Source organism: Halomonas sp. I5-271120 (assembly GCF_030553075.1).
GTDB classification, from domain to species: domain Bacteria; phylum Pseudomonadota; class Gammaproteobacteria; order Pseudomonadales; family Halomonadaceae; genus Onishia; species Onishia taeanensis_A.
Window position 1 is genome coordinate 1,673,674 of sequence record NZ_CP130701.1, and the last position, 18,052, is coordinate 1,691,725.

An 18,052-nucleotide genomic window follows, 5' to 3' on the forward strand; every position below is an offset into this window, starting at 1 on the left:
ATGGCGGAAATGTCTACCGTCGCACGTCCTTACGCTAAAGCGGCCTTCGAATATGCGCTTGGCAAGAAGGCGCTCGACGAATGGTCCGGCATGCTGGCAACGCTTGCGCAGGTCGCCCAAGATGGCGACGTGCGTGAGCGGGTACTGAGTAATCCTCAGCTGACCAGCACCCAGAAAGCGGACCTGCTCCTCGATCTTTGCGGCGACGCCGTGAACGACGAGGTCGGCAATTTCCTGCGCCAGGTCGGCTCCAAGGGACGCCTGGCCGCGCTGCCGGCAATTGCCGAGAAGTTCGAGCTGCTCAAGGCCCAGCAAGAAAAGCGCATGGACGTGAATATCGTCTCTGCCTTTGCGCTGGACGACGCGCAGCAAGAAACGCTCGCGAGTGCACTGGCCAAGCGTCTGAACCGCGAAATCTCCATTACCACTCAGGTGGATTCCACCCTCCTGGGAGGCGTCATCCTGCGCGCCGGCGACACCGTCATCGACGGGTCGGTGCGCGGTCGACTGAACCGCCTCCACGAGGCCCTTTCCGCCTGAGTCTGAGGGACATGGCATGCAGCAACTGAATCCTTCCGAGATCAGCGACATCATCAAGCAGCGTATCGAAAAGCTGGATGTCGCATCTGAAGCCCGTAACGAGGGCACCATCGTCAGCGTGTCTGACGGTATCGTGAAGATCCACGGTCTGGCCGACGCAATGTTCGGCGAGATGATCGAGTTCCCCGGCGGCATCTTCGGCATGACGCTGAACCTCGAGCGGGATAGCGTCGGCGCGGTAGTGCTCGGCGACTATCAGCAGCTCGAAGAGGGCATGACCGCTCAATGTACCGGTCGCGTTCTCGAGGTGCCGGTGGGCCCGGAGCTGATCGGCCGCGTGGTCGATGCGCTGGGTAACCCCATCGATGGCAAGGGCGACATCAACGCCAAGCTGACCGATGCGGTAGAAAAGGTCGCGCCGGGCGTCATCACCCGTCAGTCCGTCGACGAGCCGATCCAGACCGGTCTCAAGTCCATCGACGCCATGGTGCCGATCGGCCGCGGTCAGCGTGAGCTGATCATCGGCGACCGTCAGATTGGTAAGTCGGCGATCGCCATCGACGCGATCATCAACCAGAAAGGCAAGGGCATCACCTGTGTCTACGTGGCGATCGGTCAGAAGCAGTCGACCATTGCCAACGTGGTGCGCAAGCTCGAAGAGCACGGTGCCATGGAGCACACCATCGTGGTGGCGGCCGGCGCAGCCGACCCGGCCCCGATGCAGTTCCTCGCCGCCTACGCTGGTTGCACCATGGGCGAATACTTCCGCGACCGTGGCGAAGACGCCATGATCGTCTACGACGACCTGTCCAAGCAGGCCGTGGCTTACCGCCAGACCTCGCTGCTGCTGCGTCGTCCGCCGGGTCGTGAAGCCTTCCCGGGTGACGTCTTCTATCTCCACTCTCGTCTGCTGGAGCGCGCTGCGCGCGTCAACGCCGACTACGTGGAGAAGTTCACCAACGGTGAAGTCAAGGGCAAGACCGGCTCGCTGACCGCCCTGCCGATCATCGAGACCCAGGGCGGCGACGTCTCGGCGTTCGTTCCGACCAACGTGATCTCCATCACTGACGGTCAGATCTTCCTCGAGACCAACCTGTTCAACTCGGGCATCCGTCCGGCGATCAACGCCGGTCTGTCGGTATCCCGTGTCGGCGGCTCGGCCCAGACCAAGATCGTCAAGAAGCTCGGCGGCAGCGTGCGTCTGGCCCTGGCTCAGTACCGTGAGCTGGCGGCGTTCTCGCAGTTCGCTTCCGACCTCGACGACGCGACCCGCAAGCAGCTTGAACACGGTCAGCGCGTCACCGAGCTGATGAAGCAGAAACAGTACTCGCCGATGTCCGTGGCCGAGATGGCGCTGTCCCTGTACGCCGCCAACGAAGGCTTCCTGGACGATGTCGACGTGAGCAAGGTGCTCGACTTCGAGCATGCCCTGCATGCCTACATGAAGGCCGAACACAGCGATCTGCTCGACACGATCAATGCCAGCGGCGACTACAACGACGAGATCAAGTCAGGCCTCAAGGCCGGTCTCGAGAAGTTCAAGGCCACTCAGAGCTGGTGATTTCCCGGCCCGGTCAGGGCGTGTCCCGGCCGGGCCACGGATAGTTCTGAGGGCCACGAACGAAAGGTAGATCGCTATGGCAGCTGGAAAAGAGATACGCACCCAGATCGGGAGCATCAAGAATACGCAGAAGATTACCAGCGCCATGGAAATGGTCGCTGCATCGAAAATGCGTAAAGCCCAGGAGCGCATGTCGGCCAGCCAGCCGTATGCGCGCCAGATCCGCAATGTCGTTGGCCATATCGCCAACGCCAACCCCGAGTATCGTCATGACTACATGGTCGAGCGCGAGGTCAAGCGGGTCGGTTACATCGTGGTCTCCACCGACCGCGGCCTGTGCGGTGGCCTGAACGCCAACCTGTTCAAGGCCGTGCTCAAGGATGCCAAGGCGTGGCAGGACAAGGGCGTCGAGCTCGACTTCTGCGCGCTGGGCGCCAAGGCCAGCGGCTTCTTCCGCAAGTACGGCGGACGCCTGGTGTCGGCCACCAGTGGCATGGGCGAAGCCCCCGAGATCGAAGACTTGATCGGCAGCGTCAAGGTCATGCTGGAAGCCTACGATGCGGGCCAGCTCGACCGGCTCTACGTGGTGAACAACCAGTTCGTGAACACCATGACCCAGAAGCCGGCCGTGCGGCAGCTGTTGCCGCTGTCTCCCGACATGGGTGCCGACAACTCGCAAGACGAAGAACACAGCCGTCCCGCAAACTGGGACTACCTGTATGAGCCGGATGCCAAGGTGCTGCTGGACCGGCTGCTGGTGCGCTTCATCGAATCCCAGGTCTATCAGGGCGTGGTCGAGAACGTCGCCTGTGAACAGGCGGCGCGGATGATCGCGATGAAGAGTGCCACCGACAATGCCGGCGACCTGATCGACGAGCTTCAACTGGTGTACAACAAGGCCCGTCAGGCTGCGATTACCCAGGAAATCTCCGAGATCGTTGGCGGCGCGGCAGCCGTATAGCGCCACTGGGCCTGGCCGTCGCTCGGCGACCGGCCGCCCAGGCACACAGGTTTCATTTGCAGGTATCTAAGAGGAACCAAGATGAGCGGACGTATCGTACAGATCATCGGCGCGGTGATTGACGTAGAGTTTCCGCGGGACGCAGTTCCCAAGGTCTACGACGCGCTGAATGTCTCGCAGAGCGAGACCGTACTCGAGGTCCAGCAGCAGCTGGGCGACGGCGTGGTGCGCACCATCGCCATGGGCTCCACCGAAGGCCTCAAGCGGGGCACCGAGGTCGAGAACACCGGTGCAGCCATCTCCGTGCCGGTCGGCAAGGAGACCCTGGGCCGCATCATGAACGTGCTCGGTCAGCCGATCGACGAAGCAGGACCGATTGGCGAGCAAGAGCGCATGCCGATCCACCGCAAGGCCCCGGGCTATGCGGATCAGGCGGCGACCAGCGAACTGCTCGAGACCGGCATCAAGGTCATCGACCTGGTCTGCCCGTTCGCCAAGGGCGGCAAGGTCGGCCTGTTCGGCGGCGCCGGCGTCGGCAAGACCGTCAACATGATGGAGCTGATTCGCAACATCGCCACCGAGCACAGCGGTTACTCCGTGTTCGCAGGCGTTGGCGAGCGTACCCGTGAGGGTAACGATTTCTATCATGAGATGACCGAATCCAACGTTATCGACAAGGTATCGCTGGTCTACGGTCAGATGAACGAGCCGCCCGGTAACCGCCTGCGCGTGGCCCTGACCGGCCTGACCATCGCCGAGAAGTTCCGCGATGAAGGCCGTGACGTGCTGCTGTTCGTCGACAACATCTACCGCTACACCCTGGCCGGCACCGAGGTGTCTGCACTGCTGGGTCGTATGCCGTCGGCGGTAGGCTATCAGCCGACCCTGGCCGAGGAGATGGGTGTCCTGCAGGAGCGCATCACCTCCACCAAGGATGGCTCGATCACATCCGTGCAGGCCGTCTACGTGCCCGCGGATGACTTGACCGACCCGTCACCGGCGACCACTTTCTCGCACCTCGATGCGACCGTGGTACTGGCGCGTTCGATCGCCGAGCTGGGTATCTATCCGGCCATCGATCCGCTCGACTCCACGTCTCGCCAGCTCGATCCGCTGGTCGTGGGTGACGAGCACTACGACACGGCCCGCCGCGTGCAGGGCGTGCTGCAGCGCTACAAGGAGCTCAAGGACATCATCGCGATCCTGGGCATGGACGAGCTGTCTGATGAAGACAAGCTGGCCGTGAACCGGGCGCGTAAGATCCAGCGCTTCCTGTCGCAGCCGTTCTTCGTGGCCGAGGTGTTTACCGGTGCGCCGGGTAAATACGTGTCCCTGAAGGAAACCATTCGTGGCTTCCAGGGCATCCTCAATGGCGATTACGACGAGCTGCCGGAGCAGGCCTTCTACATGGTTGGCACCATCGACGAAGCGGTCGAGAAAGCCAACTCCATGAAGTAAGGTCGTCCACCCTACGGGAGCCCCAGAGGGGACATAGCTATGGCGAAAAGCTTCAAGTGCGAGATCGTCAGCGCCGAGGCTTCGATCTTTTCCGGTGCCGTCGAGCAGGTGATTGCGGCAGGTGTGATGGGTGACCTGGGGATTCTCCCGGGTCACACCCCGCTACTTTCCGAGCTGTCGCCGGGACCGGTGCGGGTCATTCACGACGGCGGTCAGGAGTATCATTACTACGTCACGGGCGGCTTCATCGAAGTCCAGCCCGAGGTAGTGACGATTCTTGCTGATACCGCCGTGCGCGCCGACGATCTGGATGAGGCGGCTGCCGAAGAGGCCCGCCAGCATGCACTGAAGGAACTCAACGACAGCAACGCCGACCTTGATTACACGCGCGCTTCTTCAGAGCTCGCCGAGGCCGTTGCCCAGTTGCGGACCATTCAGCAATTGCGCAAGAAGGCCGGCAAGGGCTAAGTCTTATCCCTTGCCGTCCGCGACGCCCCTTGGACCCTCGGTTCAAGGGGCGTTTTTGTGTCGGCTCCGGCCGTCTTGTCACACCCGGCGAGGTATCGTTGGGCAGCTGTCCAGAGACAGAATCGGCGTCAGGAGGATGCGATGGCAATGACAGATAGCTTGCAGGCTGACAAGGCGCTGCTCGAAACCGCCCTTGCGCAGAAGGATCAGACCGCTCTTGAGGCCTTGCTTGGCAAGCGACGCTCCGCGGATGTGGCCGAACTGCTCGAGACGTTCATCGACGATGACGATGACGAGGAGACGGCGCTTGCGCTGCTCGAGATGCTGTCGTTTGAGCGGGGCGGCAATGTCTTCAGCTATCTGCAGGATGAGACCCAGCAGCGGCTCGCCACTGGCATGGCCGACAAGCGATTGGTCAAGCTGCTCGAGGAGATGGGGTCGGACGAGCGCGCCGACTTTTTCAATCTGGTCGGCGAGGATCGCCGCGAAGCACTGCTGCGGCGGATGGCGCGCCACGAACGCGAGGAAGTCCTGCTGCTGGCGAGCTACGAGAAAGGTACCGCCGGGGCGCTGATGACGGCCGACTATGTGGCGATCCCGGCCGGGTTGAGTGTTTCCCAGGCGATGATGCGGGTCCGCCAGACGGCGCCGGATGCCGAGACCGTCTACCAGATCTATATTCTCGATGACGACGGTCGGCTCACCGGCACCCTGTCGCTGCGTCAGCTGATGGTGGCGCGTCCCGGCGCATCGGTGGCCAACCTGATGATTCGCGACGTTATCCACACCCGAGTGGACGCCGAACAGGAAGACGTGGCCAAGCTGGTAGCCCGCTACGATCTGTTGGCGGTCCCGGTGGTCGATGACACCGACCGTCTGGTGGGCATCGTCACCCACGATGACGCCCTGGACGTGGTCGAGGCCGAGGCCACTGAAGATATCCACAAGGGGATGTCGATCGGTCAGCTCGAGACCGGCGTCAGCCGAGTGCCGCTCCTGAAGCTGTATCGCAAGCGCATCGTCTGGCTGGTGCTGCTGGTGTTCGGCAATCTCTTCTCGGGGGCCGGTATCGCCTTCTTCGAGGACACCATCGCCGCCCAGGTGGCGCTGGTGTTCTTCCTGCCGCTACTGATCGGCAGCGGCGGCAATGCCGGCGCCCAGGCCGCCACCTTGACGGTACGTGGCATGGCCACCGGCGATGTTGGCGTGCGCGACTGGGGCAAACTGATGGGCCGCGAGCTGCTGGTGGCCGGGGCCCTGGGCCTGACCATGGCACTGGCCGTGGCGCCAATCGGCGTAATGCGCGGCGGCGAAACGGTAGCCCTGGTGGTGGCGATCAGCATGATCACCATCGTGCTGTTCGGCAGCCTGCTCGGCATGTGTCTGCCCTTCCTGCTTGACCGCCTCGGCTGGGACCCGGCGACGGCGTCGGCGCCGCTGGTGACCACGGTGATCGATGCCTGCGGGGTGGTGATCTACTTCGGCATCGCCCGCCATCTGCTGGGGCTTAGCTAGATCATTCAGATCAACCGCTCAGCCAGACAGTTCAGCTAGACAGCATGGTCAGGCATCCCGGCTAATGGGTGCGGTTTGGCCGAGTGGCCAGGTTAAGTGTGAGGTTCAGGATAAGGAGCCGAGTCGGGGGCGGGGACAAGACAAAGCCTGACGTGTATCCTCAAGCCCCACTTGGCGCAGGCGCAAGGGGCGTCTGGCGGGTTAACCCGATCAACGAAAGTGAACAGCATGGATTGGCTACAGGTCATCGTTCTGGCCCTGGTGCAGGGCATCTCCGAATTCTTGCCGGTCTCGAGTTCGGCTCATCTGGTACTGGTCCCGGCCCTCACCGACTGGCCCGATCAGGGGCTGGCCTTCGACGTGGCTCTGCACGTCGGCAGCCTCTCGGCGGTGGTGGTGTATTTCCGTCGCGATCTGATCAAGCTGATAACCAGCTGGTGCGGCTCGCTTGTGGGACGCGGCCAGGATGAGAACTCGCGGCTCGCCTGGTGGGTGATCCTGGCAACGATTCCGGTCGGCCTAGCGGGTCTTGCCTTCAAGGACCTGGTCGAGGCCAGTTTGCGCTCGGCCCTGGTGATCGGGGCGAGTCTGGCCTTCTTCGGACTGGTGCTGGGCTGGGCCGATCTTCGCCATCGCGGGCATCGCAACGAGTTCGACCTGACCTGGAAGGGAGCTCTGCTGATCGGCCTCGCCCAGGCGCTGGCGCTGATTCCGGGTACCTCGCGTTCGGGCATCACCATGACCGCGGCCCTGATGCTGGGGCTGAGTCGCGAGGCCTCGGCGCGCTTCTCCTTCCTGCTGTCGATTCCCGTCATCGTGCTGGCCGGCGGTCTCAAGACCCTCGATCTGCTCGAGTCTCCTGTGCCCGTGGACTGGGCGGCGCTGGCCGGCGGCACCCTGCTGTCTGGCATCAGCGCCTATCTGTGCATCCATTATTTCCTGGCATTCATTCACCGTATCGGCATGCAGCCCTTCGTGATTTATCGCGTGGTCTTTGGGCTGTGGCTGATGTGGTTCTTCTGGTAGGACAGCGATCATGACTCGACGCCTTCCCCTGTTCGCGCTTTGCGCGCTGCTGCTCATGGTGTTGCTGAGCGGTTGTAGCGAGCCCCTCCGCGAGGCCCCGATTACGCTCAAGGGCCAGATCTTCGGCACTTACTATCAGGTGATTCTGGCCAAGCCGATGACCCGCGATCAGGTCGCCGACATCGAAGCCGGGATTCTCGATGAGCTCGAGGCCGTCGATGCCTCGATGTCGACCTATCGCGAGGATTCGGAGCTTTCTACCTTCAATCGCTCGCCGGTCGGCGAGTGGCAGCCTCTCTCGCCCGAGCTTATGCAGGTGCTCAAGATCAGTCGGCAGGTCTCCAAGGCAAGCGGTGGCGCCTTCGATATCACCGTGGGTGGCCTTGTGAACCTGTGGAGCTTCGGTCCCGAAGCACGCCCCGAGAAGGTACCGCCTGAGGATCAGCTCCAAGAGCGCCTGGCCCAGATTGGTCCCGACAAGGTCGAACTGGATACCGAGGCCGGCCGGGCTCGGCGCCTGAGCGATGTCTATGTGGATCTCTCGGCGGTGGCCAAGGGCTACGGCGTCGATCAGGTCGGCGACTATCTCGAGGCGCAGGGGGTCGAAAACTTCCTGGTCGACATCGGCGGCGAGCTGGTGCTGCGCGGTCATCGCGACGATGACGGCGATCCTTGGCGAGTCGGGGTCGAGGTACCGGACGAGCGTCGCCAAGTGGCGCAGTACGTGCTGGCCCTGACCGACATGTCGGTGGCCACCTCGGGTGACTATCGCAACTACTTTGAAGAAGACGGCAAGCGCTACTCTCATACCATCGATCCGCGCACCGGGCGCCCGGTCGAGCATGCGCTGGCGTCGGTGACGGTGCTGGGTGAGACCACCGCCAACGCCGATGCTTGGGCGACCGCGCTCAGCGTGCTTGGCCCCCGGGCGTCCCTCGACACGGCGCGCCGCGAAGGCCTCGCCGTGCTGACCCTTGAGCGCGATGGTGAGGGCTGGATCAGTCGGGTCAGCCCGGCCTTCGCCGAGCGGGTCGGCGATGCCGCGCTCGACAAGCTAGGTATTCCACGGCCGGGTCAGGACCCGGCGCAAGACTCGCTCCAAGACAACGAGGAGACATGATGACACTCGACGTGGTGATTCTCGCCGCCGGCCAGGGAACGCGGATGCGTTCTCGCAAGCCCAAGGTCCTGCACACCCTGGCGGGCAAGCCGATGGTGCGTCATGTGATCGATACGGCGGCGGGCCTCGGCGCCGACAAGCTGCACGTGGTGATCGGCCACGGCGGCGATGCCATGCGTCAGACGCTTGGGGATGCCGGCGTGCATTTCGCCGTGCAGGAAGAGCAGCTCGGCACCGGCCATGCCGTCGCCCAGACCCTCGACCAGCTCGGCCACGACAAGGTGCTGGTGCTCTACGGCGATGTGCCGCTGATTCGCCGCGAGACCCTCGCCGCGCTGCTCGGGCGAGTCGATGAAGAGCATATGGGGCTGCTCAGCGTGATCCTTGAGGAGCCCAAAGGCTACGGCCGCATCCTGCGCAACGACGAGGGGCGCGTCGTGGCCATCGTCGAGCACAAGGATGCAACTGAGGCGGAGCGCGCGGTCAAGGAGTGCAACACCGGCATCATGGCCATGACCGCGGCGCAGCTGAGGCGCTGGCTGCCCCAGCTATCCGCCGACAACCAGCAGGGCGAGTACTACCTGACCGACGTGATCGCCATGGCCGCCGCCGAGGGCGTCGGCATCGTCACCGCCCAGCCGGCTGCGCCTGTCGAGGTGGAGGGGGTCAACAACCGCCTGCAGCTGGCGCGCCTGGAACGTGCCTACCAGCAGGGCATCGCCGAGCGGCTGATGACCGAGGGCGTCGCCCTGGCCGATCCGGCACGGATCGACGTGCGCGGCACCCTGACCTGCGGCCATGACGTCGAGATCGACGTTGGCTGCGTCTTCGAGGGCGACGTGGAGCTTGGTGAGGGCGTGCGCATCGGGCCCTACTGCCTGATCCGCGACAGTCGCCTGGGGGCGGAGACGGTGGTCGAGGCGCACAGCGTGATCGATCAGGCGGTGGCCGCAGGCTATAACCAGATCGGCCCCTTCGCCCGGCTGCGCCCCGGCACCCAGCTCGCCATCAAGGCCAAGGTCGGCAACTTCGTCGAGACCAAGAACGCCCGGGTCGGCGAAGGCAGCAAGATCAATCACCTGAGCTATGTCGGCGATGCGCGGCTGGGTCAGGGCGTGAACGTTGGCGCCGGCACCATCACCTGCAACTACGATGGCGTTAACAAGCATCGCACCGAGATCGGCGATGGCGCCTTCATCGGCTCCAATTCCGCCCTGGTCGCGCCGGTCAGCATCGGTGCCGGGGCCACCGTCGGCGCCGGCTCGACCATCAGCAAGGACGTCGCTGACAACGCCCTGGCGGTGTCCCGGGCACGCCAGATCAGCAAGGCCGACTGGCCGCGCCCGACCAAGAGCGCCAAGGACTGAAATAGCGTCAGGGACTGACGGCGCATCAGCTAAAGTGAATTTATCCGACCCGGGGCGCGAGACGCTAAAACGCTGCCCGCCCGGGGTCGACTCGACGGCTCGACATGACGGTCCGGCCGTCGGCAAGCATGAGAGGAGAACGGCATGTGTGGAATCGTCGCAGCGGTCGCCGAGCGTAACGTCCAGGGCATTCTGCTCGAAGGCCTGAAACGCCTCGAGTACCGGGGCTATGACTCGGCCGGGATGGCCGTACTGACGGCCGAGGGGCGTCTCGAACGCCAGCGCGCCGCCGGCAAGGTGGCGGCCCTGGAAGCCTGCCTCGATACCTCGCCGCTGGCCGGCAGCGTGGGCATTGCCCATACCCGCTGGGCGACTCACGGCAAGCCTAGCGAGCACAATGCTCATCCCCATCAGTCCGGCGACAGCCTGGCAGTAGTTCACAACGGCATCATCGAGAACTTCGAGGCGCTCAAGGCCGAACTCGAGGGGCAGGGCTATGCCTTTACCTCAGAGACCGACACCGAGGTCATCGCCCATCTGGTCGGTCGGGAGTTTACCCTCGGTCAGGATCTGTTGGCGGCGGTGCAGCGCGTGCTGGCGACGCTGGACGGCGCCTATGCGCTGGGCGTGATTCACCGCGGTGAGCCCGATACCCTGATCGGCGCCCGCAAGGGCAGCCCGCTGGTGGTCGGCGTGGGCATCGAGGAGGCCTTCCTGGCCTCCGATCCGCTGGCGCTGCTGCAGGTCACCGACCGCTTCATCTATCTGCAGGAGGGTGACGTGGTGCGCCTGCGGCGAGGCGGCAGCATCGAAATCTTTGATGCCGCCGGCCATGCCGTCGAGCGGCCGATCCAGGTCTTCGAGCACGGTGACGGCGCCGCCAGCAAGGGCGAGTATCGCCACTTCATGCTCAAGGAAATCTACGAGCAGCCCCAGGTGATCGCGGCGACGCTCGAGGGCCGTCTGGGTGAGCGCAGCGCACTGATCGAGAGCTTCGGCAACGGCGCCGAGGAACTGCTCTCGAAGGCCAAACAGGTGCACATCGTCGCCTGCGGCACCAGCTATCATGCGGGTCTGGTGGCGCGCTACTGGCTCGAGCAGTACGCCGGCATTCCCACCCAGGTCGAGGTGGCCTCGGAGTTCCGCTACCGCCGGGTGGTGGTGCCCGAGGGCACCCTGTTCGTGACCCTGTCACAGTCCGGCGAGACCGCCGACACCCTGGCCGCGCTGCGTTTTGCCCGCGAGCTCGGCTACTTGGGAAGCCTTGCAATTTGCAACGTGCCCGGCAGCTCCTTGGTGCGGGAATCAGACCTCACACTGATGACCCAGGCCGGCCCCGAGATCGGCGTAGCCTCGACCAAGGCCTTCACTACCCAGCTTGCCGCCCTGATGCTGCTGACGCTGGGCCTTGGCAAGGTGAATGGCATGGACGAGGCTCGCCAGGCCGAGATCGTAACGGCCCTGCGCGGCCTGCCCACCTTGATGGGCCGCGTGCTGGGACTCGACGGCGAGATCGAGTCATTGTCCACGGCCTTCGCCGAGAAGCACCACGCGCTCTTTCTGGGCCGTGGCGCCCACTTCCCGATCGCCCTGGAAGGCGCGCTCAAGCTCAAGGAAATCTCCTACATCCACGCCGAGGCCTATCCCGCCGGCGAGCTCAAGCACGGCCCGCTGGCGCTGGTCGACAGCGAGATGCCGGTGATTTCGGTGGCCCCCAACGACGCCCTGCTCGACAAGCTCAAGTCGAACCTGCAGGAAGTGCGAGCCCGGGGCGGCGAGCTTTATGTGTTCGCCGACGAGAGCGTGGGCCTCGAGGAAGCCGAGGGCCTGCATGTGCTTCGCCTGCCGCACATCGACGAGGCTCTGGCGCCGATCCTCTACACCCTGCCGCTGCAGCTGCTGTCCTACCATGTCGCGGTGCTCAAGGGCACCGACGTCGACCAGCCGCGTAACCTTGCTAAGTCGGTGACCGTCGAATAGCGACGGCACCTGGTCCGACCTGAGGGGAAGGGTCAGTGGAGACATCTGAGGAAATGACCGGTGGGATGGCCATGCTGTGCCATCCCATTTTCTCCTTCCTCTCTTCTTTATCCTCTCTTCTTTATCCTCTCTCTTTAGGCTCCCTTCCTCAGTCTGCCGTGGCGTGGCCCAGGGTCTTCAGCACTCTGGCCTTTGAGGCGGTCTCGCGCTCAGCGTAGAGCGCGAGCTCATCGGTAACGGCGGCCCCCAGCGCGGCTTCGAAGGCCTCGCGGTTGGCGTGGCCGGCATAGGCGTCGCTCTGTTCCCCGCCGAGATTCGACTGAAAGATGCCCGCCGCACTGACCGGCAGGAAGTCCTCATAGGTGATCGGTCGGGCCGTTACCAGCCCCTGCTCGATCAGTGCTTCCAGATCCGTTTCATGGCCTGCATGGGGCGTGCGCCCGGCGTCGGTGAGGCGGTACTCGAAGAAAGCCAGCTCCTCGCGACGCAGGGTCGCCTCATCATCCGGAAACTCGCCGAAAACCTCGGCCAGTGCCTGCTGGTGGGTTTCGTTGGCGAGTCCGCGGGTCTTTTCCCGGGAGGCGCCAAGCAGGCGGTCATAAAGCGCCCGGCCCTTGCCGGTCAGCGCCACGCCGCGCTGTTCGATCTCGCCGAAGCGGGCGGTGTGTGTGCCTTGGCCTTCGCCCTTGAAGTGAGTCGGTTCCTCAAGGGCCTTGAAGCTGGTCTGGCGCAGCAGGATCGGGCAGTCGCGACGGGGCGGCCCCTCGATGATGTCCTTGGCGTTCATGCCGGCGGCCGGCATGCGCTTCTGGACCTCGTCGATATCCAGGGTGCGCGGCGTCAGGTGGTTGATGTGCGGGCCGCGGAAGCAGACCACGTCGGCGATCAGCCGATGCTCGGCGTGCAGCGCCTCATAGGTGGCGAGGTCCACGGTCGCGTCGGTATGCCAGCGAAAGGTCTCCAGTGCCTCGGCGACGAAGCGCTCGGCCTGGGCATTGCTGAGACCGCCCTGGGATTCGCTGAGCGCGATCAATTCTCTGGCGCCGCCGGTGAAGATATCGCGCTCGGCGAGGATCGCTGCGGCGCGCTCGCGAAGTGTGGGGCTCTCGATCAGCTCCAGGCGCAGCAGCGAGGTGAAGACCCGGAAGGGGTTACGGGAGAGGGCGGCATCATCGATGGGCCGAAAGGCGGTGGAATGCACCGGCACCCCGGCCTCGGAGAGATCGTAGTAACCGACCGGGTGCATGCCCATCACCGCGAACAGCCGGCGCAGCATAGCAAGCTCCGCCGCGGTGCCGACCCGAATGGCGCCGTGGCGCTCGACCCCGAGGCGATTCAGCTCGTCATGAGCCTCGAGTCGCTCGGCAAGCGCGCTGTTGCGCGCGAGGGTCTCGCGATTCACGTCTTCCACCAGCGCGAGTAGCGTCTCGTACTGGGGCACCTCGGCCTGATACATGGCCGACATCGCCTTCGAAAAGCGGTCGCGGATCTCATCGGGAGAAACGAGAGACGGTGTAGTCATGGGGCATGTCTCCTGAGTGTCGGTTTGTCTGGGGATGGCAGGTGGCTAGCGGCAGTGATCACGGCCCTGAGTTCCAATGGGGTGGATAGCCGCACGCCTCGCTAGCCGCTGCGCGTGATAAAGGGATGCCTTGATCAAACCAGTCGGCAGGCGAAACGACAAACGAAAAAAAGCGCGCTATCCATTCCATTGGGTCATGCATTAGTGGCGCAGCATGCCCGCCATGGCGACTTGTGAGCCGATTTAGAGGAAGGTCAGCCATAGTAAAAGGCATGGCATGCCTGTAAAGAATGACTCGACAAGCCTAGCCATACGACCGAGACATCAGGTAACAGAGGCGATGATTGTCTAGAATGGCCCTTTTGCTGAGGAAACGCATCGCCATGACGGCCCGTCATCTGCCTTCGACCACCACCCTGCAATGCTTCGAGGCAGCGGCCCGCCATATGAGTTTCACACGGGCCGCCGAGGAACTGAGCCTGACCCAGAGTGCGGTCAGCAAGCAGGTCGCGCAGCTTGAACACTACCTTCAGCACAAGCTGTTTCGGCGCGTGCGGCGCTCGCTGGTGCTGACGCCTGAGGGCTCCTTGTACCTTACTGACGTGCGCAAGATATTGGCGCAGATCGAAATGTCGGCCAATACCATCATGACCTACAGCGGGCATAGCGAGGTGTTGCGGGTGGCGACCCTGCCGACCTTCGGCACGTCCTGGCTGACGGCTCATCTGCCGGCCTTCTTCGAGGCGTATCCGCGCATCAGCCTGAATGTCACCGATCGAGTGCAGGCCTTCGATCTCGAGCAGGAAGACATCGATGTGGCCTTCTTCCACGGCCATGGCCGCTGGCCCAACCTGGAATGCCACAAGCTGTTCGATGAACAGGTCGTGGCGATTGGTTCGCCGAGCTACCTCGACCGGTTGCGCCTGGATTCGGCTACGGACCTGATCGAGGCGCGCCTGCTGCATCTCTCCACTCGCCCCGATGCGTGGCATCGCTGGTTTGCCGAACAGGGCATCACCACCCATCGCAGCTACCATGGAACGCGTTTCGAGACCTTCCAGATGCTGATGAGCACCGTGATGGCAGGAGGCGGCCTGGCGCTAGTGCCGCGTTTCCTGGTCGAGGATGAGCTGGCCGCAGGGCGGCTGTGCTGCGCCTGGCCTCATGTTCTCGAGGGACCGGATGCCTACTACCTGGTCTACCCGGAACCTCTTGGCGAACTCGCCAAGGTACGTCACTTTGTATCGCATATTCTGGCCTGCGCCCGCAGGACCTGACGTGTTCGCGCTGAGCCGCACAGCCCCGGGCTGTTCACCGGCAAGGGAGACAGCGATAATCCCATTCCCTGTAGCTACCCTGGCGTTGATAAGAGAGCAGCACCGGTGACCGATACGTGTTCCCTACCAACCGCCAGAGCGTGCGGATTTCACCTGGGGCTCGCCATGTGGGCCAACGAGGAGTGGCGCGGCGGGCTCTATCCGCCTCATGGAAGCCAGGGCGATCGCCTGCCGGACTATGCGCGGGTTTTCTCCACGGTGGAGGGCAACACCACCTTCTATAGCGGCACACCCCGTGCCGACACCGTGGCTGCCTGGGCCCGTCAGGCACCGGCGGATTTCCGTTTCTGTTTCAAGTTGCCCGGCGCCCTGACCCATGAACGGCGCTTGACCGGCATCGAGGCCGACGTTGATGATTTTCTCGCGGCACTCTCGCCGCTGCACGATCGCCTCGGGCCGGTGATGATTCAGCTGCCACGGGACTTCGGGCTTGAGGAGTTACCGAGACTCGAGGCATTACTGGAGCGCTGGCCCGCCAGCATTCCCGCCAGTGTCGAAGTCCGTCACCCCGAATTTTTCCACAAGGGGAACGCCGAGGCGGCTCTCAACCGATTGTTGATAACTCATGGGGTGGATCGAGTAATGCTTGACGTGCGGCCCTTGTTTGCTACGCCTGCGGGGGATGATGCGCGGCTGGCTAGAGCGCAGAGCGAAAAGCCCAAACGCCCATTACACGTGATCTCAACGGCACAACAGCCGGTGGTGCGCTTCATTGGTCACTTCGATGCGACCATCAATGAGGCCCGTTTTACGCCTTGGGTTGACAGGCTATGCCTGTGGATAAAACAGGGGAAAACCCCTTTTCTCTTTGTGCATACACCCGACAATCGACAGGCGCCGGCCCTGGCAAGAGCCTGTCATGATCGCCTCGCTGCGCGGCTTGCACTAACCCCTTTGGCCCCCTTTCCCGGCGAGCGCCAGGCGAGCCTTTTCTAGCGGGTCTTTTCTGAGGTTGTGGCCCTGCATGAGGGGCAATCTGCTCTGGCTATCGCGATCATGATCGGATAGTTTTATGGCCCTCATGCCGTTTACCATTCGATATTGTGGGGTTTTGCGTGAAACCCGCACGGATTCTCGCAATATCACGGCATGAAAGTCGTGCCTTGTGCCCCGACCAGGGAATGAGACGCGGCGGCTAGCGGCGGAGATCCTGCCCGGATCCTGTCATGCCCTTGATTGGCATCGTGTGATCCATGATGCCGCGGACGTGGCAATAACAAGCACAAGCCGTCATCGCATCTGACCGATCGTTGGCGACACGCAACCTCAAGGTGAATCATGTCCAAACTATCCCACGCACATTGGTCGTCAAAGCTGACCTTTATCCTCGCGGCCACCGGTTCCGCGGTCGGCCTTGGTAATATCTGGAAATTTCCCTACATGGTGGGCGAAAGCGGCGGTGCCGCCTTCGTGCTGGTGTACCTGCTGTGTATCGCCCTGATCGGGCTGCCCATTTTGACCGCCGAGTGGCTGATCGGGCGTCGCGGTCAGGAGAACCCGGTTAACTCGATGGCCGAGTTGGCCAAGAGCGCGGGGCGCAGCAAGGGCTGGGTGATGGTAGGGGTCAGCGGCGTGCTGGGCGCTTTCCTGATCCTGTCCTTCTATAGCGTCATCGGTGGCTGGTCGCTGTCCTACACCCTGAGCTCGGTCACCGGTGACTTCACCGGCCAGGATGCCGACGCCATCGGTGGACTCTTCTCTGGCATGCTGGGCAACCCGGGACAGCTGCTGCTGTGGCACTCGGTCTTCATGCTGCTGGTGATCGGCATTGTGGCTCGCGGCGTAACCAAGGGGCTCGAGGGCGCAGTGCGTACCCTGATGCCGGCACTTGGCGTGCTGCTGGTGGTGCTGGTGGGCTACGGCATGACAACGGGCTATTTCGGTCAAGCGGTAAGCTACCTGTTCAATCCCGACTGGACCAAGCTCACTGGAGAAGTGGTGCTGGCGGCGCTGGGCCATGCCTTCTTCACCCTGTCGCTGGGCATGGGCATCATGATGGCCTACGGCTCCTACCTCGGTGAGGAGGTCAACCTGCTCAAGACCGCCCGCACCGTGGTGATCATGGATACCGTCATCGCTCTGGGCGCTGGCCTCGCAATCTTCCCGATCGTCTTCGCCAATGGCCTGGACCTGAACTCTGGGCCGGGGCTGATCTTCGTCACCCTGCCGCTCGCCTTCGGTAACATGACCGGCGGCATGCTGCTGGGCCTGATGTTCTTCTTGCTGCTGACCTTTGCCGCTCTGACGTCGGCGATCTCGCTGCTGGAGCCGGTCGTAGAGTTCGTCGAGGAGCGCACGCCGCTATCGCGAGTGAGCGCGACCCTGGTCGCCGGCGTGGCCACTTGGGCGCTGGGCATCGCCGCGCTGCTGTCGTTCAACGTCTGGAGTGAGGTGCTGTTCTTCGGCCTGAATATCTTCGACCTGCTCGACAAGCTGACCAGCAAGTTCCTGCTGCCGCTAACCGGCCTTGGCGTCATCATGTTCGTTGCCTGGGGACTCGACAAGGAAGGCGTACGCAAGGAACTGGGGATGGATATCTACGACTTCAGCCTGTGGAACCTGATCACGCGCTATGTCGCGCCGATTGGCGTGCTGGCGGTGTTCGTTTCCAGCCTCTGAGGGTGTAGGCGTCATGGACCGTCATCGAATGCCGGTCCTGCTCCTGTCACAGACCTAGTTACAGGGCTGGTTAAAGAGCTAGCCTGTGACAGCTCAGCGAGCCCCGGTCCTGCCGGGGCTCGCGGCGTTTAGCCTGGACGAACGAGGCTACTGGATCAGATCATCGTCGAGATCGGCGAGGTCCTGCTCCAGCCGCTTGAATTCTTTATGCAACTCGATGCCGCGGCGGGCTCTGAGGTTGCGTAACGCAGCGGATTTCTGGCGCTGCTGATGCTCGGCGACTTCCATGCTCATGAAAATATCGAGGAGTTCGCTTTTGACGGAGGACACCTGTTCGACATTACGCATGATCGACTCTCCTGACGGGCGATGATGGTGCCAGCCGCCCTTTGAGTGCTGTCCTGCGACCGGCACCTTCCTGTTTACTATAACCCACTTGACAGGATGATGACGTTCAACGCTAAAGGAACGCGCAGCCTAAGAATGACATCAGCACCTCCGGCTGGGGCATACTGTGGCTATCGGTTATTTACCCACAGTCGCTTTTACGACGCTCCCTATCCACACTGTTACCCACA

General features: G+C 63.2%; 15 protein-coding genes. 13 read left to right on the forward strand and 2 right to left on the reverse strand.

What is annotated here, in order from left to right:
- From Q2K57_RS07475 to glmS, 10 genes are all read left to right on the forward strand, one after another.
- Window positions 1–540 (forward strand): F0F1 ATP synthase subunit delta, encoded by a 540-nt coding sequence (locus tag Q2K57_RS07475; protein ID WP_304526490.1) that lies wholly within the window; start codon window positions 1–3, stop codon window positions 538–540.
- Window positions 541–556: 16 nt separating this feature from the next.
- Window positions 557–2,101: a F0F1 ATP synthase subunit alpha gene (gene atpA / locus Q2K57_RS07480; RefSeq protein ID WP_304526491.1), complete on the forward strand. Its 1,545-nt coding sequence runs from the start codon at window positions 557–559 to the stop codon at window positions 2,099–2,101.
- Between the two features lie 76 nt (window positions 2,102–2,177).
- Window positions 2,178–3,062: a F0F1 ATP synthase subunit gamma gene (gene atpG / locus Q2K57_RS07485; RefSeq protein ID WP_304526492.1), complete on the forward strand. Its 885-nt coding sequence runs from the start codon at window positions 2,178–2,180 to the stop codon at window positions 3,060–3,062.
- A gap of 81 nt (window positions 3,063–3,143) precedes the next feature.
- The gene (gene atpD / locus Q2K57_RS07490) at window positions 3,144–4,520 is read left to right on the forward strand and encodes a F0F1 ATP synthase subunit beta (RefSeq protein WP_112055643.1); all 1,377 of its coding nucleotides are present in this window, start codon (window positions 3,144–3,146) and stop codon (window positions 4,518–4,520) included.
- A 39-nt stretch (window positions 4,521–4,559) separates the two neighbouring features.
- Window positions 4,560–4,988, forward strand: a complete 429-nt coding sequence (locus Q2K57_RS07495) for a F0F1 ATP synthase subunit epsilon (RefSeq protein ID WP_112055642.1) — start codon at window positions 4,560–4,562, stop codon at window positions 4,986–4,988.
- A 141-nt stretch (window positions 4,989–5,129) separates the two neighbouring features.
- On the forward strand, window positions 5,130–6,503 hold the full coding sequence (gene mgtE, locus Q2K57_RS07500; RefSeq protein ID WP_304526493.1) for a magnesium transporter: 1,374 nt from the start codon (window positions 5,130–5,132) through the stop codon (window positions 6,501–6,503).
- Window positions 6,504–6,731: 228 nt separating this feature from the next.
- On the forward strand, window positions 6,732–7,529 hold the full coding sequence (locus tag Q2K57_RS07505) for an undecaprenyl-diphosphate phosphatase (protein WP_304526494.1): 798 nt from the start codon (window positions 6,732–6,734) through the stop codon (window positions 7,527–7,529).
- 10 nt (window positions 7,530–7,539) lie between these two features.
- On the forward strand, window positions 7,540–8,649 hold the full coding sequence (locus Q2K57_RS07510) for an FAD:protein FMN transferase (RefSeq protein ID WP_304526495.1): 1,110 nt from the start codon (window positions 7,540–7,542) through the stop codon (window positions 8,647–8,649).
- Window positions 8,646–10,016: a bifunctional UDP-N-acetylglucosamine diphosphorylase/glucosamine-1-phosphate N-acetyltransferase GlmU gene (gene glmU, locus Q2K57_RS07515; protein ID WP_304526496.1), complete on the forward strand. Its 1,371-nt coding sequence runs from the start codon at window positions 8,646–8,648 to the stop codon at window positions 10,014–10,016. Before Q2K57_RS07510 ends, glmU begins: the two co-directional genes overlap by 4 nt.
- 144 nt (window positions 10,017–10,160) lie before the next feature.
- Window positions 10,161–11,996, forward strand: coding sequence for a glutamine--fructose-6-phosphate transaminase (isomerizing) (gene glmS, locus Q2K57_RS07520; RefSeq protein ID WP_304526497.1), 1,836 nt, complete (start codon window positions 10,161–10,163; stop codon window positions 11,994–11,996).
- Window positions 11,997–12,144: 148 nt separating this feature from the next.
- Here the strand turns inward: glmS and Q2K57_RS07525 are convergent, their stop codons facing one another.
- Window positions 12,145–13,518: a VOC family protein gene (locus tag Q2K57_RS07525; RefSeq protein WP_304526498.1), complete on the reverse strand. Its 1,374-nt coding sequence runs from the start codon at window positions 13,516–13,518 to the stop codon at window positions 12,145–12,147.
- Between the two features lie 383 nt (window positions 13,519–13,901).
- Between Q2K57_RS07525 and Q2K57_RS07530 the strand changes: the two genes are divergently transcribed.
- The 3 genes from Q2K57_RS07530 to Q2K57_RS07540 all read left to right on the forward strand — a co-directional run bounded on the left by Q2K57_RS07530 (window position 13,902) and on the right by Q2K57_RS07540 (window position 17,474).
- A complete protein-coding gene (locus Q2K57_RS07530) occupies window positions 13,902–14,795 on the forward strand; it encodes a LysR substrate-binding domain-containing protein (protein WP_304526499.1) in 894 nt (297 codons plus the stop codon).
- Between the two features lie 165 nt (window positions 14,796–14,960).
- Window positions 14,961–15,791 carry a DUF72 domain-containing protein gene (locus Q2K57_RS07535; RefSeq protein WP_304526500.1) on the forward strand — a complete coding sequence of 277 codons (831 nt, stop codon included), beginning with the start codon at window positions 14,961–14,963 and terminating at the stop codon, window positions 15,789–15,791.
- A 342-nt stretch (window positions 15,792–16,133) separates the two neighbouring features.
- Window positions 16,134–17,474 carry a sodium-dependent transporter gene (locus Q2K57_RS07540; RefSeq protein WP_304526501.1) on the forward strand — a complete coding sequence of 447 codons (1,341 nt, stop codon included), beginning with the start codon at window positions 16,134–16,136 and terminating at the stop codon, window positions 17,472–17,474.
- 147 nt (window positions 17,475–17,621) lie between these two features.
- Here Q2K57_RS07540 and Q2K57_RS07545 read toward each other — a convergent pair whose 3' ends face one another.
- Entirely contained in the window at window positions 17,622–17,822 is a 201-nt protein-coding gene (locus Q2K57_RS07545) for a PA3496 family putative envelope integrity protein (protein WP_112055624.1), read from the reverse strand.
- Window positions 17,823–18,052: the final 230 nt, after the last annotated feature.